This window comes from Tenacibaculum sp. ZH5_bin.1 (genome assembly GCF_042865525.1).
In the GTDB taxonomy this organism is placed as follows: domain Bacteria; phylum Bacteroidota; class Bacteroidia; order Flavobacteriales; family Flavobacteriaceae; genus Polaribacter; species Polaribacter mesophilus.
In genome coordinates this window covers 87,496-103,447 of the sequence record NZ_JBEGIO010000006.1, presented here as the reverse complement: position 1 = coordinate 103,447, position 15,952 = coordinate 87,496, and the positions used below count along the sequence as shown (strand labels likewise).

The window sequence follows — 15,952 nt, the reverse complement described above, 5'->3', positions numbered from 1 at the left end:
AAAGTCATGAAGCTACATTACACCAAAACCAAACTCTCTTTTTATACCTTATCATTTTTGATAGCAGCTACCTTTATATCTTGTGGTTCTGCGCAAACGGTTACTGGTAGTGATGACGGTATTTATGCTGATGAAATAGAACAACCACAAAGTAAAGTAGTTGTTACTGATGATCGTGCATATGATAAATATCAAGAAAATTATTTTACCAAAGAAGTGGAACGTTTAGACGCTTTAAATGGTACTGATATTTTTACTGATATAGAAAATTATAAGTCTGAAAACGATGATTCTTATAATGATGAAGATATTATTTATGAAGAAGAACCTGAAACAAGAATTACATACAATGGTAATGAACCATGGGGTTATTCTGACAATAATGATGTAGTTATAAATATTAATACTTATCCAAGATGGGGTTATTACAACGATTGGTATTGGAATTATGGCTATGATTATTACAGACCTTGGTGGAGGCCTCGTTACTATGGTGGTTGGGCATATAACTCTCACTGGCACCCTTACCACTGGAACTCTGGGTTTTATGTAGGTTTAGGAGGAGGTTTCTATAACTCTTACTGGAACTCTCCGTATTACAGGTACAACCATTACAGACCATATAGATACTATAATAATCGCTATTATAGACGTCCTTACAGAGGTGCCAACTACTATAGAAGTCACAGAACTGCAACAACTTCTAGAAGAGGTTATACTACAGGTCGTAGAGGAACTACCACTTCTAGACGCTCTTCTGATGTTTACAGAAGAAGTGATAGTAGAACTTATCGTAACAACAGAAATACTCGTTCTACAAGAAATACGAGAAGCTATAATACTAGAAGAGGAAGCAACTCTAACAATAGAAGTATAAAACGATCAACTAGAACAAGAAGTTATAATTCTAACGGTAGTAGATCTACCCGTAGTTATAGAAGTACGCCTCGCTCAACAAGGAGTTCAAGAGGATATTCTACTAGAAATCATAGAGCTTCTAATAATGACGGTGTTCGTAAATCTTCATCAGTTAGAAATTCTAGAAGCTATACCAAGAGAAACCAATATTCTAATAGATCTGTTAGAAAGTCGTATTCTCCAAGAAACTCTAAAAGTTATTCAAAACCTTCTAGAAATTCTCGTAGTTACTCTGCTCCATCAAGAAGTACAAGAAGTTCTTCTACCAGAAGCTCAAGAGGAAGTAACAGAAGCTCATCAAGAAGCTCTAGAAGATAATCTTGCATCAAAATTTCAAGATAAGTTTTAACGAATTAATGAAAAAATGAAAAGAATTTTAACTTTCGCGATAATTATCGCTAGTACGTATACTGCCTACTCGCAATCTTTGGGCTACAATGATTTAGGAATCTTATTTTCAAGAGACAATAATTATGGAACTGCTCGTTTTGAAGCAATGAGTGGAGCCTTTGGAGCATTAGGTGGAGACATATCTTCTTTTGGTATTAACCCAGCTGGTAGTGCCGTTGCCATTAAAAGTACTTTTGGGGTAACTTTAGGTAATAGAAACACTACATATACAGCTAAGTATTACGGAAACACAACAGAAACAGAAGATGATTTTTTTAACATTACCCAAGCTGGTGGTATTTTATCTTTTGACTCTGCTCATAACTCTGACTGGAACCGTTTTGCATTAACCTTTAACTATAGATTAAAAAGTGATTTTGAAGGTTTGTTTTCTTCACAAGGTAATAGTGGTCAGGCATTATTCAATGAACATCCTGATGATATTACCAATCAGTACGACAATGGACAAGAACAACGTTTTTTTAATTCTACCTACGGAGAGAGTAGCATTTTTGAGATGGGATTCTCTGCTGTACATCTAAACAAATTATATGCAGGAGCTAGTATAAAGTTTCATAACTTAAGCTTTGGTCAAGTTACAGAACTTAGAGAAGTTAATGAAGATAATAATGGTAACACATTAAACGCTTTTAATGTTCAAGATAGTTACTTTGAAGGTAGCGGAGTATCTTTTAGTGCTGGTTTTATTTATAAAGTAAATCAAAGCTTCCGTTTCGGGTTAGCTTATGAGACTCCAACATGGTATAATGAAGTTTTTGAAGACAGCAACTTAAACGTCTTCGACCCGAATGACTCTAGATATGATGATTGGATAGGTTACACTGAAATTTCAGCAACAAACCAAAATACCGATGTTAACAGTGGCGAAGAATTTAACTCAAACATTTTCAGACTAAGAACACCAAGTAAACTTACAGCCAGTGCAGCATTTGTTTTTGGTAAACAGGGTTTAATAAGTGCTGACTATACTTATAAAGATTACAGTGGCACAAAATATAGAGAGAACGCCCCTTATTTTATAGAAACTAATCAAAACTTTGATAATGATTTCAAAGGTACTCATTCCTTAAACATTGGTACTGAGTGGCGTTTTGACAAAATGAGTGTTCGTGGTGGTTATCATTATGAAGAAAGCCCTTATAAAAATGCTCTAGACGGTGATAATATTTCTGGTTTTTCATTAGGACTTGGTTATAATTTCGGAAACGTTAAGTTTGATTTATCATATACTAACTCAGAAAACAACAGTCCGTACCATATTTATAACTCAACTGCTGTAAATGTAGATCCTATTGAATTAACAACCGATACTTCTAGAATCTCTGGAACAATCACTTTCAGTTTATAATATATAAAAAAACATACAAGAAGAGTCCTGCTATATGCAGGACTTTTTATATATACATATCTCAGTTTTTTACCTTAATTTTGCTTCTTATTTACAACTTATGAGTTCAATAAAAATAAACATACAAGAAACTAATAACGAAACCATTCTAAAATTTGTTAGTAACAAAATATTAGTAAACGGTGGTAGTTATGAATACAATAATATAGACGAGGCTAAAAACTCTCCGTTAGCACAACAGCTATTTTATCTTCCTTTTGTAAAGAAGGTATTAGTTACAGCTAACTTCATTGCTATTCAACGATATGATATTGTTGAATGGAGCGATGTTGAAGAAGAGGTTCGCGAGCAAATAGAAGCTTACATCCAAGATGGTAATTCTGTAGTAAAAGAAGAAACTACCAAAAAAGATGCTGTTGAAGTATATGCTGAAGTTACACCAAATCCAGCTGTAATGAAATTCGGAACCAACAAAGCTTTAACACAAACTGATGTTGAGTATACTAATATTGAAGAAGCTAGCAAATCTTCTCCTCTAGCTCAAGCCTTATTTAGTTTTCCTTTTGTAAAAGAAATTTTTATTTCTGAAAACTACATTTCAATCACCAAATACGATATGATTGATTGGAATGAAGTATACCAAGAAGTACGTACTTTTATTCGTAGTTATATACAGGAAGGCAAAAAAATTATATCTGAATTACCAAAACAGCAAACTAAGCAAAACGTTGAAGTTCCTAAAGAGAATTTAACCGATACTGAAGCTAAAATTGTTGATATTTTGGATGAATATATAAAGCCTGCCGTAGCCTCTGATGGCGGTAATATTGCTTTTCAAGCATATGATGCTGATAGCAAAAGAGTAAGCGTTATTTTACAAGGAGCTTGTAGTGGCTGTCCATCATCAACAGTAACATTAAAAAACGGTATTGAAACTATGCTTAAAGAAATGTTACCTAATCAAATTAATGAAGTAGTTGCCATTAATGGGTAATTTACCGTAAACCTAACAAAAACATATGTCTGAAAAGATTAAACCATATAAAGATTCTGAATTAGGAAAGAAAGAGCAAGTAGCTCAAATGTTTGACAATATTTCTGAAGATTACGACGGCTTAAACCGTGTAATTTCTTTAGGAATTGATGTTAGCTGGCGTAAAAAAGTGGTAAAATTAGTAGGAGAAAATAAACCCCAACAAATTTTAGATATTGCTACTGGTACAGGTGATTTAGCCTTAATGATGTCTAAATTAAACCCTGAAAGAATTGTAGGGTTAGATATTTCTGAAGGAATGCTACAAGTAGGAAGACATAAAATAGCCAAGGCTGATTTATCTAATAAAATTAAAATGATTGTTGGAGATAGTGAAAACATTCCTTTTCCTGATAATACCTTTGATGCAATTACTGTTTCTTTTGGTGTTAGAAACTTTGAAAACTTAGATAAAGGCTTAACCGAAATATTACGTGTATTAAAACCTGGAGGTAAGTTTGTTGTATTAGAAACCTCAAATCCAACCAAGTTTCCTTTCAAGCAAGGATATAAATTGTATACTAATTATATTTTACCTATTATTGGTAAACTCTTTTCAAAAGATAAGGTTGCTTACTCTTATTTATCAAAAACAGCAAATTCCTTCCCTTTTGGAAAGGCTTTCAACAATATTTTACAAAAAAACGGGTTTAAGAATGCAAAGAATATACCTGTAACGTTTGGTGTTGCATCAATTTATACCGCTTTAAAATAATATGTTAAAAAAGCTTTTACTTTTCGGAATTTTAGTAACGTCGTTTTCCACACAAGCGCAAAAAGAAAAAATATTGAAACTTCCTAGTTTTGACAAACCTCTTTTTCACTATGGTTTTTACTTAGGAGCTAATAATAATGGTTATAAAATTTCTTATGCTCCAAGTGATTTTGATAATGCTGAAATCGAAGTAGAGTCCTCTATTGGTTTTAATGTAGGTTTAATTGCTGACTTAAGGTTACATAATAATATTAACCTACGTTTTGAACCTGGTTTAATGTCTAACACCAAAACATTACGTTTTAAACATATACCTGGAGCAGAAAACGAAAAAACACGTGAGGTTGGAGCCACATACTTACACTTACCACTGCTGTTAAAATTTAGCACAAACAGGCTTAATAATATGAGACCTTATGTTATTGGAGGAGTTTCATACGATCATAACTTTTCAAGTAATGAAAAAAACAGTGATGATAATTTTGCTGGAGAATTTAGAACATCAACCACTAATTTCATGTACGAAGTAGGTATTGGTGTTGATTTTTACTTAAGTTATTTTAAATTCTCACCTTCTATAAGAGGGGTTTTTGCCATAAATAATGAGGCTATATACGATAACAAATCTCCTAGTCAATGGACAGACCCAATTAATTTCTTAGGAACTAGAGGAGTGTTTTTGCACTTAGCTTTTGAATAAGATTCCTTAAACATATATTCACAATAAAAAAAGGCTTTCTAAATTAGAAAGCCTTTTTAAGTTTAAAAATAATATGAAGTCCCCCGAAATCCTATTACTCTTTATTATTTAGACACAAAAAATTTTATTTGGTCACTTATTTTATAAATTATTTAATAATTTATTCAAAAACACAATAGATGTAAATGATTTATTTAAATTTTAAAATAAAAAAAGCCGCAAAAAGCGGCTTTTCATAAAGATTTCTCTTTATCAATCGGATAGAAGTCCCCCGAAATCTATCGTACTGTTAAAAACATTGTTTTTAGCGTTTTCAAAGATATAAAAAAATGTTAATTTTTATTATTTTTTATAACTATTTTATTGTCAACTACATTTTTAATTGGTAATATAACCTTTCCTGTATCTGTATTAATCGTAATACAAATATTATCTATTGCCACAACAACACCTTCTACTTCATCTATTATAACTTTTTCTCCTATTGATATATTCTTTCTTGAATAATAGCCAAAAAGTAATCTAGCAACAGCATCTCTAGCTCCAAAACCAAAAGCTAAAGTAAACGCTAGTAGTACAGAACCTATTAGTAATGTTAAATTACTTTTTATTACTGATGTGTCTACACCTGCTTGATCAAGAGCTGTTATAGATAAAAATATTACAATTAAATAAAAAGCAATATTTCCTACTAAATTTCCACCTGAAATTTCAAGAGACTTAAACATGGTTTGAATGGCTTTTTTTACCATTGTTCCTAAATATGCACCTGCCACAAAAATACCTACTGCTGTTAGTAGTTTTGGCAAATAAGCAAAAAAGCTTTTTATCCCATCAGAAACGACATTCATACCAAATACCTCTGCCCCAACCATTACAAAAATGAAAATTAAAAACCACTTTAAAACAGCTAAAATCACATTAGTTAAAACAATATTAATGGTACTGTTCCCAAAAATCTCTGTTTTGTTGAGTTTTTTAGACCATTCATCTATTTTAGTTTTTGATAAAGCCTTTCTAACGATATATAGAAATACTTTTATTGCCAGCCAAGAAACAATTACAAAAAGAATAAACATCGCTACAGTTGGTAATGTTTTAGCTATGTCTTGAAAAAGATTTAAAAAGGGGGCTAAAATATCTATTTGTAGAGTAATCATAATTTTTTGTAGTTAGAGTAGTTAAAATTTAGTTTTTAATCTTTTTTAGATTCGTTTTTGTTATGCGAACTGCTACTAAGCAAATCTACAATAGTACTCGGATATTTCACAACAAATAAATCTGCTATATCAATTGATAGCTTTATCATTGCTACATCATTAAGCACTTTATCTTTTAGCACTTCCGGTAACTCCTCGTTATGTAATATTTGTTTAAATGGATTATCCATAATTTATTACAGTTCGTTATACGCTTTCACTACTTTATCTTTAGCCCTTTTCAATCGCATCTTAACTGCACTTTCTCCTAAATCTAAACCTATAGAAATATCTTTAATACTCATATCATCCTGATACTTCATTAACAAGATCATTTTCTCTGAAGGAGAAATTATTTCAAGTGCTTTAGCTAGTTTATCTGATTTTAATTCAAATAGTGTAGCGTCTTCAATATCATCAATATTGCTTTCTTCTCTTATTTCATCAGTTACTAAGGTAACTTTTTCTTTTTTTTTCTCTTTGTTTCTTTGCACGTAATTAACACAAAAATTATACGTAAAAGAATACAACCAAGTAGAGAATTTAGATTTTCCTTTAAAAGTTCTCAATTTAACAAATAATCGTATAAAAACATCGTGTGTTAAATCTTGTGCCTCTTCTTTACTTTTAGAAAAACTATAACACTTATTATACACCACACCTGCGTAACGGTCGTATAAAATAGCAAACAAATGAGTATCATTTTTTTCTACTATTTTACGAACCAAATCTTCGTCGTTTATTTTCTTTACATCAATACTCTCCAAGGGGCAGTATAGTTAGTTTTTCCTTCTTAGTTACGAATAAATTTAGACACTACTTTAATAGTATGGTCACTTTAAAAAACATTAATACAATTCGTTTTAACATTTATTTAACAAATAGACGATTTTTTTTAAGAAACACAAAAATTTTGTAACATTATTGCAACCTCTTACGTATAAGTTAATGCAGAGTGATTGATAAATTAAAAATATATTTGAAGTAGATGAGACAACTTAAAATTACAAAACAGGTTACCAACAGAGAAACAGCCTCTTTAGACAAATACTTACAAGAAATTGGAAAAGTAGATTTAATTACTGCTGATGAAGAAGTAGAATTAGCGCAAAGAATTAAAGCTGGTGACCAAAGAGCTCTTGAAAAACTAACCAAGGCTAACTTACGTTTTGTGGTATCGGTTGCAAAACAATACCAAAATCAAGGATTAACACTTCCTGATTTAATTAATGAAGGAAATTTAGGTTTAATTAAAGCCGCTAAACGTTTTGATGAAACTCGTGGTTTTAAATTCATCTCTTATGCAGTATGGTGGATTCGTCAATCTATTTTACAAGCATTAGCTGAACAATCTCGTATTGTTCGCCTACCTTTAAACAAAATTGGTTCTATTAATAAAATTAATAAAATGTATGCTTTCTTAGAGCAAGAAAATGAGCGCCCACCAAGTGCTGAGGAAATTGCTAAGAAACTAGACATGACTGTTAATGATGTTAAAGAGTCTATGAAAAACTCTGGACGTCATGTATCAATGGATGCTCCTTTGATTGAAGGTGAAGATTCTAATTTATATGATGTATTAAACTCAGGTGAATCACCAAACCCTGACAAAACATTATTACATGAATCTTTACGTATTGAAATTAACCGCGCACTAGAAACATTAACTCCACGTGAGGCTGATGTTGTAAAATTATACTTTGGTTTAGGAGAGCATCAACCAATGACTTTAGAAGAAATAGGTGAAACATTTGATTTAACACGTGAACGTGTACGTCAAATCAAAGAAAAAGCCATCAGAAGATTAAAACACACATCTCGTAGTAAGATTTTAATGACTTACTTAGGTTAATAACATAAACAACAACAAATAGTTATCGTAACTATTCGTTTTTTGATTAATGAATGAAAGCTCTCTAATTAGAGAGCTTTCTTTTTCATTTTAATGCCCTTAGTTTTAACTATATTTGCACATAATAACAACACAACAACTTATATATTAATGGAAAAACTTGTAGCCCCATCAATTTTAGCGGCTGATTTTGGAAATCTTCAACGTGATGTTGAAATGGTAAATGATAGTAAAGCAGATTGGTTTCATATTGACATTATGGACGGTGTTTTTGTACCAAATATTTCTTTTGGAATGCCTGTTTTAAAATCAATTACAAAACACGCTAATAAAACTATTGATGTGCACTTAATGATTGTAGACCCTGATCGTTACATTCAAACTTTTGCTGATTTAGGCGCCGACATTTTAACAGTACATTACGAAGCTTGTACACATTTACACAGAACAGTTCAAGCAATAAAAGCAGCTGGTATGAAAGCAGGAGTAGCTTTAAATCCGCATACACCAATTGCAGTTTTAGAAGATATTATAAAGGACTTAGATGTGGTTTGTATTATGAGTGTTAACCCTGGGTTTGGAGGGCAATCATTCATTGAAAATACGTACAAAAAAATTCAACAGTTAAAGAACTTGATTGAATTTAGTGAAGCTTCTACCCTAATTGAAATTGATGGTGGTGTAACTGATCAAAACGCTAATAAACTTGTAGAGGTAGGTGCTAATGTATTAGTTGCTGGCAGTTTTGTTTTCAAAAGTGACAACCCAACTGAAACAATTGAAAATTTAAAAACTATTATAAATTAAAAGTCAAAGCGTATTTAGAAACGAATCTAAGTACGCTTTTGATTTAACAGCCCTTTAATCCCTTAAAAGGTACTATAAATATAATATAGTCAATATTAATGTAATCTTTTTTGAGGTTAACTTATTCTCCCCCACAAATAACATCATTCATACAAACATAGCCTCGAGGAAGTGGTTCACAGCTATGACACAAAACGTAAATCCATCCTCCATTAATTGATTTTTGTTCTGCTTTATTTAAAGCAATACCTAGGTTTGAAATGTTTTTAAACATAATAAAGTGTTTTAAGTTTCTCAAAAATAAATTCTAGAAAACAATTTAACTCACAAAAAACCATAATAAAAGTATGGTTTTATCGTAAAATTAAACTTTTCACACGGCTTATATTGAAGAAAAAGCTAAAACTGTTCTAATAAGTAATAAATTAAATCCGTGGTAGTTACAATCCCGACTAATTCATTATCATCAACAACTGGCAAAGCATGAAACTCTTTTTTAGCTAGAATTTCTGCTACCTCTTTAATTGTAGTACTAGAATTTACAGTTTCTAAGTTTTTTGCCATTACTTGATCTATTGTAAACATATTGTACACCACAGTATCAACGTCAGTTTCATTTTCATCAATTGCATCTGCAAAACTTATTCGTAAAAGGTCTGTATAACTTAACATTCCTTTTATTTCATTTCCGCTAACTACCGGAATATGTCTTATATGTTCTTTTTTAAATATTTTTTCTGCTGTCATTAAATCATCAGTACTACTTAATGTAATTACATCTTTAGTCATTATAACTGAAACTGGTGTTCTTTTTTTCATTTTAGTAAAGTTTTGTGTTATTATCTACTTCAAATTTCAGTAATAAAAACAAGTATAAACCTGATTAAAATCATAGATTATCATCTATTTTATTTCTATCTAAAATGTAATTATTTAACTATTTTTACAAAAACATTTTATCTTGATAGAAGATTTACAGAAATACTATGGTTATTTATTTGAAGAAGCATTATTAAAAGAAATAACTGATGTTGCAATAGCTAAAGAATTTAAAGCCAATGAAGTTATTATTGATATTGGAAGCTACATTACTTCTATTCCTTTGTTATTAAGTGGTGCTATAAAAATTTTGCGTGAAGATAAAGAGGGAGACGACTTAGTCTTATATTATATTGAAAAAGGTGATACTTGCGCTATGACACTTTCGTGTTGTATGGGACAGACTAAAAGTAAAATTAAAGCCGTGGCTGAAACTGATGTAAAGCTATTAATGATTCCTAAACAAAAAATGAGTGAATGGCTTAGTAAATATAAAAGCTGGCAAGAATTCATCTTACATAGTTATCACAGCAGATTACAAGAGTTTATTGATGCTATTGATACTATTGCTTTTCTAAACATGGATGAACGTTTATTAAAATACCTAAAAGACAAAGCCTTAGTAAATCAAAATGAAACAATTAGCGTAACACACCAACAAATAGCTAATGACTTACATACTTCAAGAGTAGTTATTTCAAGACTTTTAAAAGCTTTAGAAAAAAAAGATAAAATAGAACTAAATAGAAATCAAGTTAAAGTGTTAGAACTTTAACCCTGTAACTTAAGTTACATTTATTACAAGAGAATCGTTTTACCTTTATAGAAAAAAACGATGGGTAAATTTTCTGAAATAATTAAAGGTAAAAAACCTGTTTTGATTGATTTCTTTGCCGAATGGTGCGGTCCATGTAAAACGATGACTCCTATTTTAAAAGAAGTAAAAAAAGATTTAGGAGAAAATGTTATTATTTTAAAAATAGACGTTGATAAAAATCAACAAATAGCCAATACCTACCAAATTAAGGGAGTTCCTACCTTTATGCTTTTTAAAGAAAGGAAGCTATTATGGAGACGATCTGGGACGTTACACAAGGATGATTTGATTCAAATTATTAATAGTCATGTGAAATAATATCACTATTTTTATTCCACCTTATTGCTACTAAAAAAACGTTCTTATTTAATAACCTCATAAACAATCTTCGGTATGGAAGACATGCTCTTTTATGATAGAATGCAGTTTGCTTTCACTATTACTTTTCACTACTTATTTCCACAATTAACAATGGGACTATCGTTAATGATAGTTTTTTTCAAATGGAAATTTTTAAGAACTAAACTTGAAAAATACAACGACGCTGCTAAGTTTTGGATGAAAATCTTTGCTTTAAACTTTGCCATGGGAGTTGTTACTGGAATCCCTATGGAATTTCAATTTGGAACTAACTGGGCTAAGTTCTCCGAGCTTACTGGTGGTATTATAGGTCAAACATTAGCTATGGAAGGAATGTTTTCTTTCTTCCTAGAATCTTCCTTTTTAGGGCTGTTTTTATTTGGAGAGAAAAAACTAGGACATAAGCTTCATTTTTTAACTGGATTCCTTGTCTTTTTAGGCTCTTGGGCGAGTGGTTTTCTAATTATAGCTACACATTCTTGGATGCAAAATCCTGTAGGATATGAAATACTAGCCAATGGTAAATTTGTACTAAATAACTTTTCAGCCTTGTTCTCAAACCCATGGTTATGGCCTTCTTATTTGCACAATCAGGCTGCTTCCTTGGTAACGAGTTCTTTCGTAGTAGCTGGCATTGGAGCTCTTTATCTTTTAAATAAAAAACACGTAGAATTTGGAAAATTATTTTTAAAAACGGGAGTTATTTTTGGAGTTATAGCATCTATTCTGGTTGCTTTTCCTACAGGCGATTTAGCCGCTAAAAATGTTGTCAAATATCAACCTATAACCTTTGCCGCTATGGAAGGGATATTTGAAACAGAAAAAGGAGGCTCTGAAATAGTGCTGATTGGACAACCAAATATGCTGGAGAAAAAATTAGATAATAAAATAGCTGTCCCTAACATCTTAAGTTTTTTAACCTACCAAGAATGGAATGCTGAGATTAAAGGACTCAATGAATTTGATGAAAAAAACTACCCAACAAATATACCTGGACTATATTATGCATATCATATAATGGTAGGTTTAGGAACTATTTTTATTGCATTAATGTTAGCTAGCATTGTACAATTATTCAGAAAAAAATTATATCAAACAAAATGGATTTTATGGTCTTTACTCTTCATGATTCCATTTCCATATATTGCCAATACTACCGGCTGGTATACCGCTGAATTAGGACGCCAACCTTGGTTAGTTTATAACTTATTACGAACATCCGCTGGAGCATCTCCTACAGTATCTTCAGGAAACACTTTATTTACTCTTTTAGGGTTTATAGGTTTATACTTACTATTAGGAATGTTATTTCTAATTTTAGTAGGAAAAATCATTAACAAAGGACCTCAAACAACACATTAAATTATGGAACTTTTTTGGTATATAGTATTAGTTACGATGTTAACCATTTATGTTATTTTAGATGGTTATGATTTTGGAGCAGGAATTATTCACTTATTCTTTGCTAAAAAAGAAGAAGATAAAAAGAAAATCGTAAAAGCAATAGGTCCTTTTTGGGATGCGAACGAAGTATGGTTAATCGCTGCGGGTGGTGTCTTATTTTTTGCTTTCCCCACTTTATATGCTTCTTCATTTAGTGGTTTTTATCTTCCTTTAATGATGGTTTTATGGTTACTAATTTTTAGAGCTATTGGATTAGAACTTCGCGGACAAATACATAATAGGATATGGGAAAGTATTTGGGACAAAGCTTTTGGGATTGCAAGTTTGCTTCTCGCCTTATTTTTTGGAGTTGCATTAGGAAATGTGGTACGTGGTGTTAATCTAGGAAATGTAGTAGATGGTGTTTCTACTCATGAAGCACATTACTTTTTCCTCCCTTTATGGAATTCGGAATTCTCTCCTCACTCTGAAACACTTGGAGTTATTGACTGGTTTACTTTACTTCTGGGAATTATTGCAGTGGTATCACTAACTATCCATGGTGCCAATTGGGTTATTTTCAAAACTAATGCTAGTATTAACAACCAACTAAAAAAGGTTGTTTTTACTCTTTCTTTTGTTTTATTAGGTTTAGTAATTATTTCATTAATCGCTTGGCATGTTATAGAGCCTAAACCATTTCATAATTTCATAGAGCATCCTTTTTTATGGATTTTCCCTCTGCTAACTTTTGTAGGGTTATTTGGTTTATTCAACGTAAAAAAGCACAAAAAACACATCACTGGGTTTTTATATTCTTCTTTGTTTTTATTAGGAGGTTTGGCAACTACAGTCGCTTCAATTTTCCCTAAAGTTTTACCTTCAACCAATAACATAAATCCTGATTTAACAATTTATAATGTAGCTGCTAATGAGTATGGTTTGTCCGTAGGTTTAAATTGGTTTTTTATAGCTGCAATCCTAGTAGTTGTTTATTTTATTATTCAGTATAAAGTTTTTAAAGGAAAAATGGATGATGTAGACTATGGTGAACATTAGTATATTCTCTTTTGTATATTCTACATATCCTCTTTACTAAAAAACATACCCTGTGTAACTAAAGTTACTGACTACCGTATATGTTGCCACTAAATTTGCTGTTATAAAACAGTAAAAATGAAAACATCATATATTCGTTTATTTACGCTAGCACTTTTTATAACTGCTACTACCCTAGCTCAAACTAAAATTTCAATTTCCAAAAGTGAGGTTTTAAAAAGAGTTCAGGAAAATAATACCTCATTAAAAATATCTGAACAAAACTATTTACAAGCACGTGCCGATTACAAGCAGACCAACGCTGTGTTCTTGCCAAATATTACTGCTTCTCATACAGGAATTGTAACTACCAATCCGTTAATGGCATTTGGCAGTAAATTGAATCAAGAAATTTTAACACAGGCAGATTTCAATCCTGAATTATTAAACAATCCGAAACGAACACAAAACTTTGCTACTAAAATTGAAGTACAACAACCTTTAGTGAACTTAGACGGTATTTACCAACGTAAAGCCGCTAAAACTAAAATGGAAGCAACCAACTTGCAGACGCAACGTACTCAAGAATATTTATTGTTAGAAGTTGAAAAAGCCTACATGCAATTGCAATTAGCTCACAAGGGAGTTTCGGTATTAGAAAAAGCCTTAAAAGCTGCGGAAGCTAATCAACAAATGGCAGAAAATAGCTTTAAACAAGGGTATTTACAACGTGCTGATGTATTAGCCGTTAAAGTTCGAGTTACCGAAGTAAAAAATCAATTACAAACAGCAAAAAGCAATGTACTAAATGTTTCTAACTACTTGTCTTTTTTAATGAATGAAAAACAAAACAACATTTATGAATCCTCAGATAGTTTACAAGTACACTTAACGAATCAAGTTGCTGACATTACTATTTCTGAAAATCGTTCAGATATTAAAGCAATGGAATTAGCTTCTGAAGCCTATCAAAAAATGCACAAAGCGGATAAAATGGATTTTCTTCCACGCTTAAATGCTTTTGGTAGTTACGAATTGTACGATGATAAAATTTTCAATGTTGATGCAAATGGTTACGTAGTAGGAGCACAATTAACTTGGGATATTTTCAAAGGTTCTAAACGCTACGGAAAAGCACAAAAAAGCAAAGCTCAGTATGAAAAATCAAGATTAGAATACGAGCAGTACAAATCTAAAAGTCAATTAGAGTTAAACAACACTAAACGATTATTAAACGATGCAGAGGAACAATTAAAGTTAACCGAATTAGCCTTACAACAATCGGAAGAAGCCTTAAGAATCAGAAAAAACAGATTTAAAGAAGGACTAGAAAAAACATCCGATTTATTAACCGCTGAAACACAATACGCTCAAAAACAATTAGAATATTACCAAACCGTATATCAATACAACTATACCAAAGCTTACTTAGATTTTTTAACTAAAGAATAGTCAACAAATGAAAACTATATATACAATCGCTCTTGCCGCATCACTTTTAGCTTTAAGCTGCGGTAAAAAAGAAACAACAAACAATAACAACAAACCAACAGTTGCTGTAAAAGTTACTAAAGTAACCGCTATTGATAACAATCCGTTTATAACAGCAAGCGGAAAAGTAGCAGCCACCAACAGTGCTGAATTAAGTACTCGTATGATGGGCTATGTAACCAACATACACGTAAAAGTTGGTGATAAAGTAAACAAAGATCAATTATTAGTATCTATCAATAATAGCGATTTACAAGCTAAAAAAGCACAAGTAGAAGCTAATATAATTAAAGCACAAGCAGGATTTTCAAGCGCTGAAAAAGATTACAATCGCTTTAAAAACTTATTTAAACAAAATAGCGCTTCTCAAAAAGAGTTTGACGATATCACTGTTCATTACAATGTTGCCAAAGCGAATTTAGAAGCTGCTAAACAGCTAAGAAATGAAATCAATTCTCAGTTTGCTTACACGAATATCAGAGCCCCATTTTCAGGAGTGGTAACTAACAAATTTATCGATAAAGGTGCAATGGCGAATCCTGGAATGCCTTTAATTTCTGTAGAAGGAAAAGACGGATTTGAAGTTACTGCGTTAGTACCAGAAAGTGATATTTCTCAAATTAAAAAAGATACTAAAGTTGATGTAACGATCAAATCAATCAATAAAATGGTCACAGGTAACGTATCAGAAGTAAGTACCTCAGCAAAAAATACGGGTGGACAATACTTAGTTAAAATTGACCTAGATAAAACAGATAAAAAGTTGTTATCAGGAATGTTTGCAACAGTTCAGTTTCCTGTTGAAAAAACACAAAAAAGTACTGACATGGTTTTAATTCCGTCAGAAGCTTTAGTACACAAAGGACAATTATCAGGAATTTATACGGTAAGTCAAAGTAATACTGCTGTGTTGCGTTGGTTACGCTTAGGAAGAACTTTTGGAAATCAAGTAGAAGTATTATCAGGTTTATCAGCCGATGAAAGTTATATCATTTCTTCTGAAGGTAAACTTTACAACGGAGCGAATATTACAATTCAATAAAATCAATTTGAAAATGAAC

Annotated in this window: 18 protein-coding genes; 13 read left to right on the top strand and 5 right to left on the bottom strand. The window is 31.4% G+C overall.

Annotation, left to right across the window (positions count from 1 at the left end):
* Positions 1-6 precede the first annotated feature (6 nt).
* The 5 genes from ABHQ57_RS14180 (at position 7) to ABHQ57_RS14160 (ending at position 5,125) form a co-directional block, all read left to right on the top strand.
* Entirely contained in the window at positions 7-1,236 is a 1,230-nt protein-coding gene (locus tag ABHQ57_RS14180) for a hypothetical protein (RefSeq protein WP_167712377.1), read from the top strand.
* A 46-nt stretch (positions 1,237-1,282) separates the two neighbouring features.
* A complete protein-coding gene (locus ABHQ57_RS14175) occupies positions 1,283-2,677 on the top strand; it encodes an OmpP1/FadL family transporter (RefSeq protein WP_047790396.1) in 1,395 nt (464 codons plus the stop codon).
* A gap of 100 nt (positions 2,678-2,777) precedes the next feature.
* Positions 2,778-3,671 carry a NifU family protein gene (locus ABHQ57_RS14170; protein WP_159495183.1) on the top strand — a complete coding sequence of 298 codons (894 nt, stop codon included), beginning with the start codon at positions 2,778-2,780 and terminating at the stop codon, positions 3,669-3,671.
* Positions 3,672-3,696: 25 nt separating this feature from the next.
* Positions 3,697-4,425: a bifunctional demethylmenaquinone methyltransferase/2-methoxy-6-polyprenyl-1,4-benzoquinol methylase UbiE gene (gene ubiE, locus ABHQ57_RS14165; RefSeq protein WP_047790394.1), complete on the top strand. Its 729-nt coding sequence runs from the start codon at positions 3,697-3,699 to the stop codon at positions 4,423-4,425.
* Position 4,426: 1 nt separating this feature from the next.
* Complete coding sequence (locus ABHQ57_RS14160) at positions 4,427-5,125, top strand: porin family protein (RefSeq protein WP_047790393.1); 699 nt, start codon at positions 4,427-4,429, stop codon at positions 5,123-5,125.
* A gap of 332 nt (positions 5,126-5,457) precedes the next feature.
* On the opposite strand, the gene ABHQ57_RS14155 is transcribed toward ABHQ57_RS14160, so the two are convergent.
* From ABHQ57_RS14155 to ABHQ57_RS14145, 3 genes are read right to left on the bottom strand one after another with little or no spacing between them, the layout of a single operon-like run.
* A complete protein-coding gene (locus ABHQ57_RS14155; RefSeq protein WP_047790392.1) occupies positions 5,458-6,285 on the bottom strand; it encodes a hypothetical protein in 828 nt (275 codons plus the stop codon).
* A 35-nt stretch (positions 6,286-6,320) separates the two neighbouring features.
* Positions 6,321-6,515 (bottom strand): hypothetical protein, encoded by a 195-nt coding sequence (locus tag ABHQ57_RS14150; RefSeq protein ID WP_047790391.1) that lies wholly within the window; start codon positions 6,513-6,515, stop codon positions 6,321-6,323.
* A gap of 6 nt (positions 6,516-6,521) precedes the next feature.
* Entirely contained in the window at positions 6,522-7,091 is a 570-nt protein-coding gene (locus ABHQ57_RS14145) for an RNA polymerase sigma factor (RefSeq protein ID WP_159494737.1), read from the bottom strand.
* A 221-nt stretch (positions 7,092-7,312) separates the two neighbouring features.
* Here ABHQ57_RS14145 and ABHQ57_RS14140 point away from each other — a divergent pair, with 221 nt between their 5' ends.
* A complete protein-coding gene (locus tag ABHQ57_RS14140) occupies positions 7,313-8,176 on the top strand; it encodes an RNA polymerase sigma factor RpoD/SigA (RefSeq protein WP_028891227.1) in 864 nt (287 codons plus the stop codon).
* A 150-nt stretch (positions 8,177-8,326) separates the two neighbouring features.
* Entirely contained in the window at positions 8,327-8,983 is a 657-nt protein-coding gene (gene rpe, locus ABHQ57_RS14135) for a ribulose-phosphate 3-epimerase (protein ID WP_159494738.1), read from the top strand.
* A gap of 121 nt (positions 8,984-9,104) precedes the next feature.
* On the opposite strand, the gene ABHQ57_RS14130 is transcribed toward rpe, so the two are convergent.
* Positions 9,105-9,257, bottom strand: coding sequence for a hypothetical protein (locus tag ABHQ57_RS14130; RefSeq protein WP_156167105.1), 153 nt, complete (start codon positions 9,255-9,257; stop codon positions 9,105-9,107).
* A 125-nt stretch (positions 9,258-9,382) separates the two neighbouring features.
* Complete coding sequence (locus tag ABHQ57_RS14125; protein WP_047790388.1) at positions 9,383-9,802, bottom strand: CBS domain-containing protein; 420 nt, start codon at positions 9,800-9,802, stop codon at positions 9,383-9,385.
* 142 nt (positions 9,803-9,944) lie between these two features.
* On the opposite strand from ABHQ57_RS14125, the gene ABHQ57_RS14120 reads away from it, so the two are divergent.
* The 6 genes from ABHQ57_RS14120 (at position 9,945) to ABHQ57_RS14095 (ending at position 15,933) form a co-directional block, all read left to right on the top strand.
* A complete protein-coding gene (locus ABHQ57_RS14120) occupies positions 9,945-10,577 on the top strand; it encodes a Crp/Fnr family transcriptional regulator (protein ID WP_047790387.1) in 633 nt (210 codons plus the stop codon).
* A 60-nt stretch (positions 10,578-10,637) separates the two neighbouring features.
* Complete coding sequence (gene trxA, locus ABHQ57_RS14115) at positions 10,638-10,937, top strand: thioredoxin (RefSeq protein WP_167712378.1); 300 nt, start codon at positions 10,638-10,640, stop codon at positions 10,935-10,937.
* A 75-nt stretch (positions 10,938-11,012) separates the two neighbouring features.
* On the top strand, positions 11,013-12,341 hold the full coding sequence (locus tag ABHQ57_RS14110) for a cytochrome ubiquinol oxidase subunit I (protein ID WP_167712379.1): 1,329 nt from the start codon (positions 11,013-11,015) through the stop codon (positions 12,339-12,341).
* 3 nt (positions 12,342-12,344) lie between these two features.
* Positions 12,345-13,421, top strand: coding sequence for a cytochrome d ubiquinol oxidase subunit II (gene cydB, locus ABHQ57_RS14105; protein WP_167712380.1), 1,077 nt, complete (start codon positions 12,345-12,347; stop codon positions 13,419-13,421).
* A 117-nt stretch (positions 13,422-13,538) separates the two neighbouring features.
* Positions 13,539-14,852, top strand: a complete 1,314-nt coding sequence (locus ABHQ57_RS14100) for a TolC family protein (protein ID WP_167712381.1) — start codon at positions 13,539-13,541, stop codon at positions 14,850-14,852.
* 7 nt (positions 14,853-14,859) lie between these two features.
* Entirely contained in the window at positions 14,860-15,933 is a 1,074-nt protein-coding gene (locus ABHQ57_RS14095; RefSeq protein WP_167712382.1) for an efflux RND transporter periplasmic adaptor subunit, read from the top strand.
* Positions 15,934-15,952 lie beyond the last annotated feature (19 nt).

Excerpts from the sequence above, each read along its gene's own strand:
- ABHQ57_RS14180 (WP_167712377.1), top strand. The coding sequence starts at position 7 with ATGAAGCTACATTACACCAAAACCAAACTCTCTTTTTATACCTTATCA.
- ABHQ57_RS14175 (WP_047790396.1), top strand. The coding sequence starts at position 1,283 with ATGAAAAGAATTTTAACTTTCGCGATAATTATCGCTAGTACGTATACT.
- ABHQ57_RS14170 (WP_159495183.1), top strand. The coding sequence starts at position 2,778 with ATGAGTTCAATAAAAATAAACATACAAGAAACTAATAACGAAACCATT.
- ubiE (WP_047790394.1), top strand. The coding sequence starts at position 3,697 with ATGTCTGAAAAGATTAAACCATATAAAGATTCTGAATTAGGAAAGAAA.
- ABHQ57_RS14160 (WP_047790393.1), top strand. The coding sequence starts at position 4,427 with ATGTTAAAAAAGCTTTTACTTTTCGGAATTTTAGTAACGTCGTTTTCC.
- ABHQ57_RS14155 (WP_047790392.1), bottom strand. The coding sequence starts at position 6,285 with ATGATTACTCTACAAATAGATATTTTAGCCCCCTTTTTAAATCTTTTT.
- ABHQ57_RS14150 (WP_047790391.1), bottom strand. The coding sequence starts at position 6,515 with ATGGATAATCCATTTAAACAAATATTACATAACGAGGAGTTACCGGAA.
- ABHQ57_RS14140 (WP_028891227.1), top strand. The coding sequence starts at position 7,313 with ATGAGACAACTTAAAATTACAAAACAGGTTACCAACAGAGAAACAGCC.
- rpe (WP_159494738.1), top strand. The coding sequence starts at position 8,327 with ATGGAAAAACTTGTAGCCCCATCAATTTTAGCGGCTGATTTTGGAAAT.
- ABHQ57_RS14130 (WP_156167105.1), bottom strand. The coding sequence starts at position 9,257 with ATGTTTAAAAACATTTCAAACCTAGGTATTGCTTTAAATAAAGCAGAA.
- ABHQ57_RS14125 (WP_047790388.1), bottom strand. The coding sequence starts at position 9,802 with ATGAAAAAAAGAACACCAGTTTCAGTTATAATGACTAAAGATGTAATT.
- trxA (WP_167712378.1), top strand. The coding sequence starts at position 10,638 with ATGGGTAAATTTTCTGAAATAATTAAAGGTAAAAAACCTGTTTTGATT.
- ABHQ57_RS14110 (WP_167712379.1), top strand. The coding sequence starts at position 11,013 with ATGGAAGACATGCTCTTTTATGATAGAATGCAGTTTGCTTTCACTATT.
- cydB (WP_167712380.1), top strand. The coding sequence starts at position 12,345 with ATGGAACTTTTTTGGTATATAGTATTAGTTACGATGTTAACCATTTAT.
- ABHQ57_RS14100 (WP_167712381.1), top strand. The coding sequence starts at position 13,539 with ATGAAAACATCATATATTCGTTTATTTACGCTAGCACTTTTTATAACT.
- ABHQ57_RS14095 (WP_167712382.1), top strand. The coding sequence starts at position 14,860 with ATGAAAACTATATATACAATCGCTCTTGCCGCATCACTTTTAGCTTTA.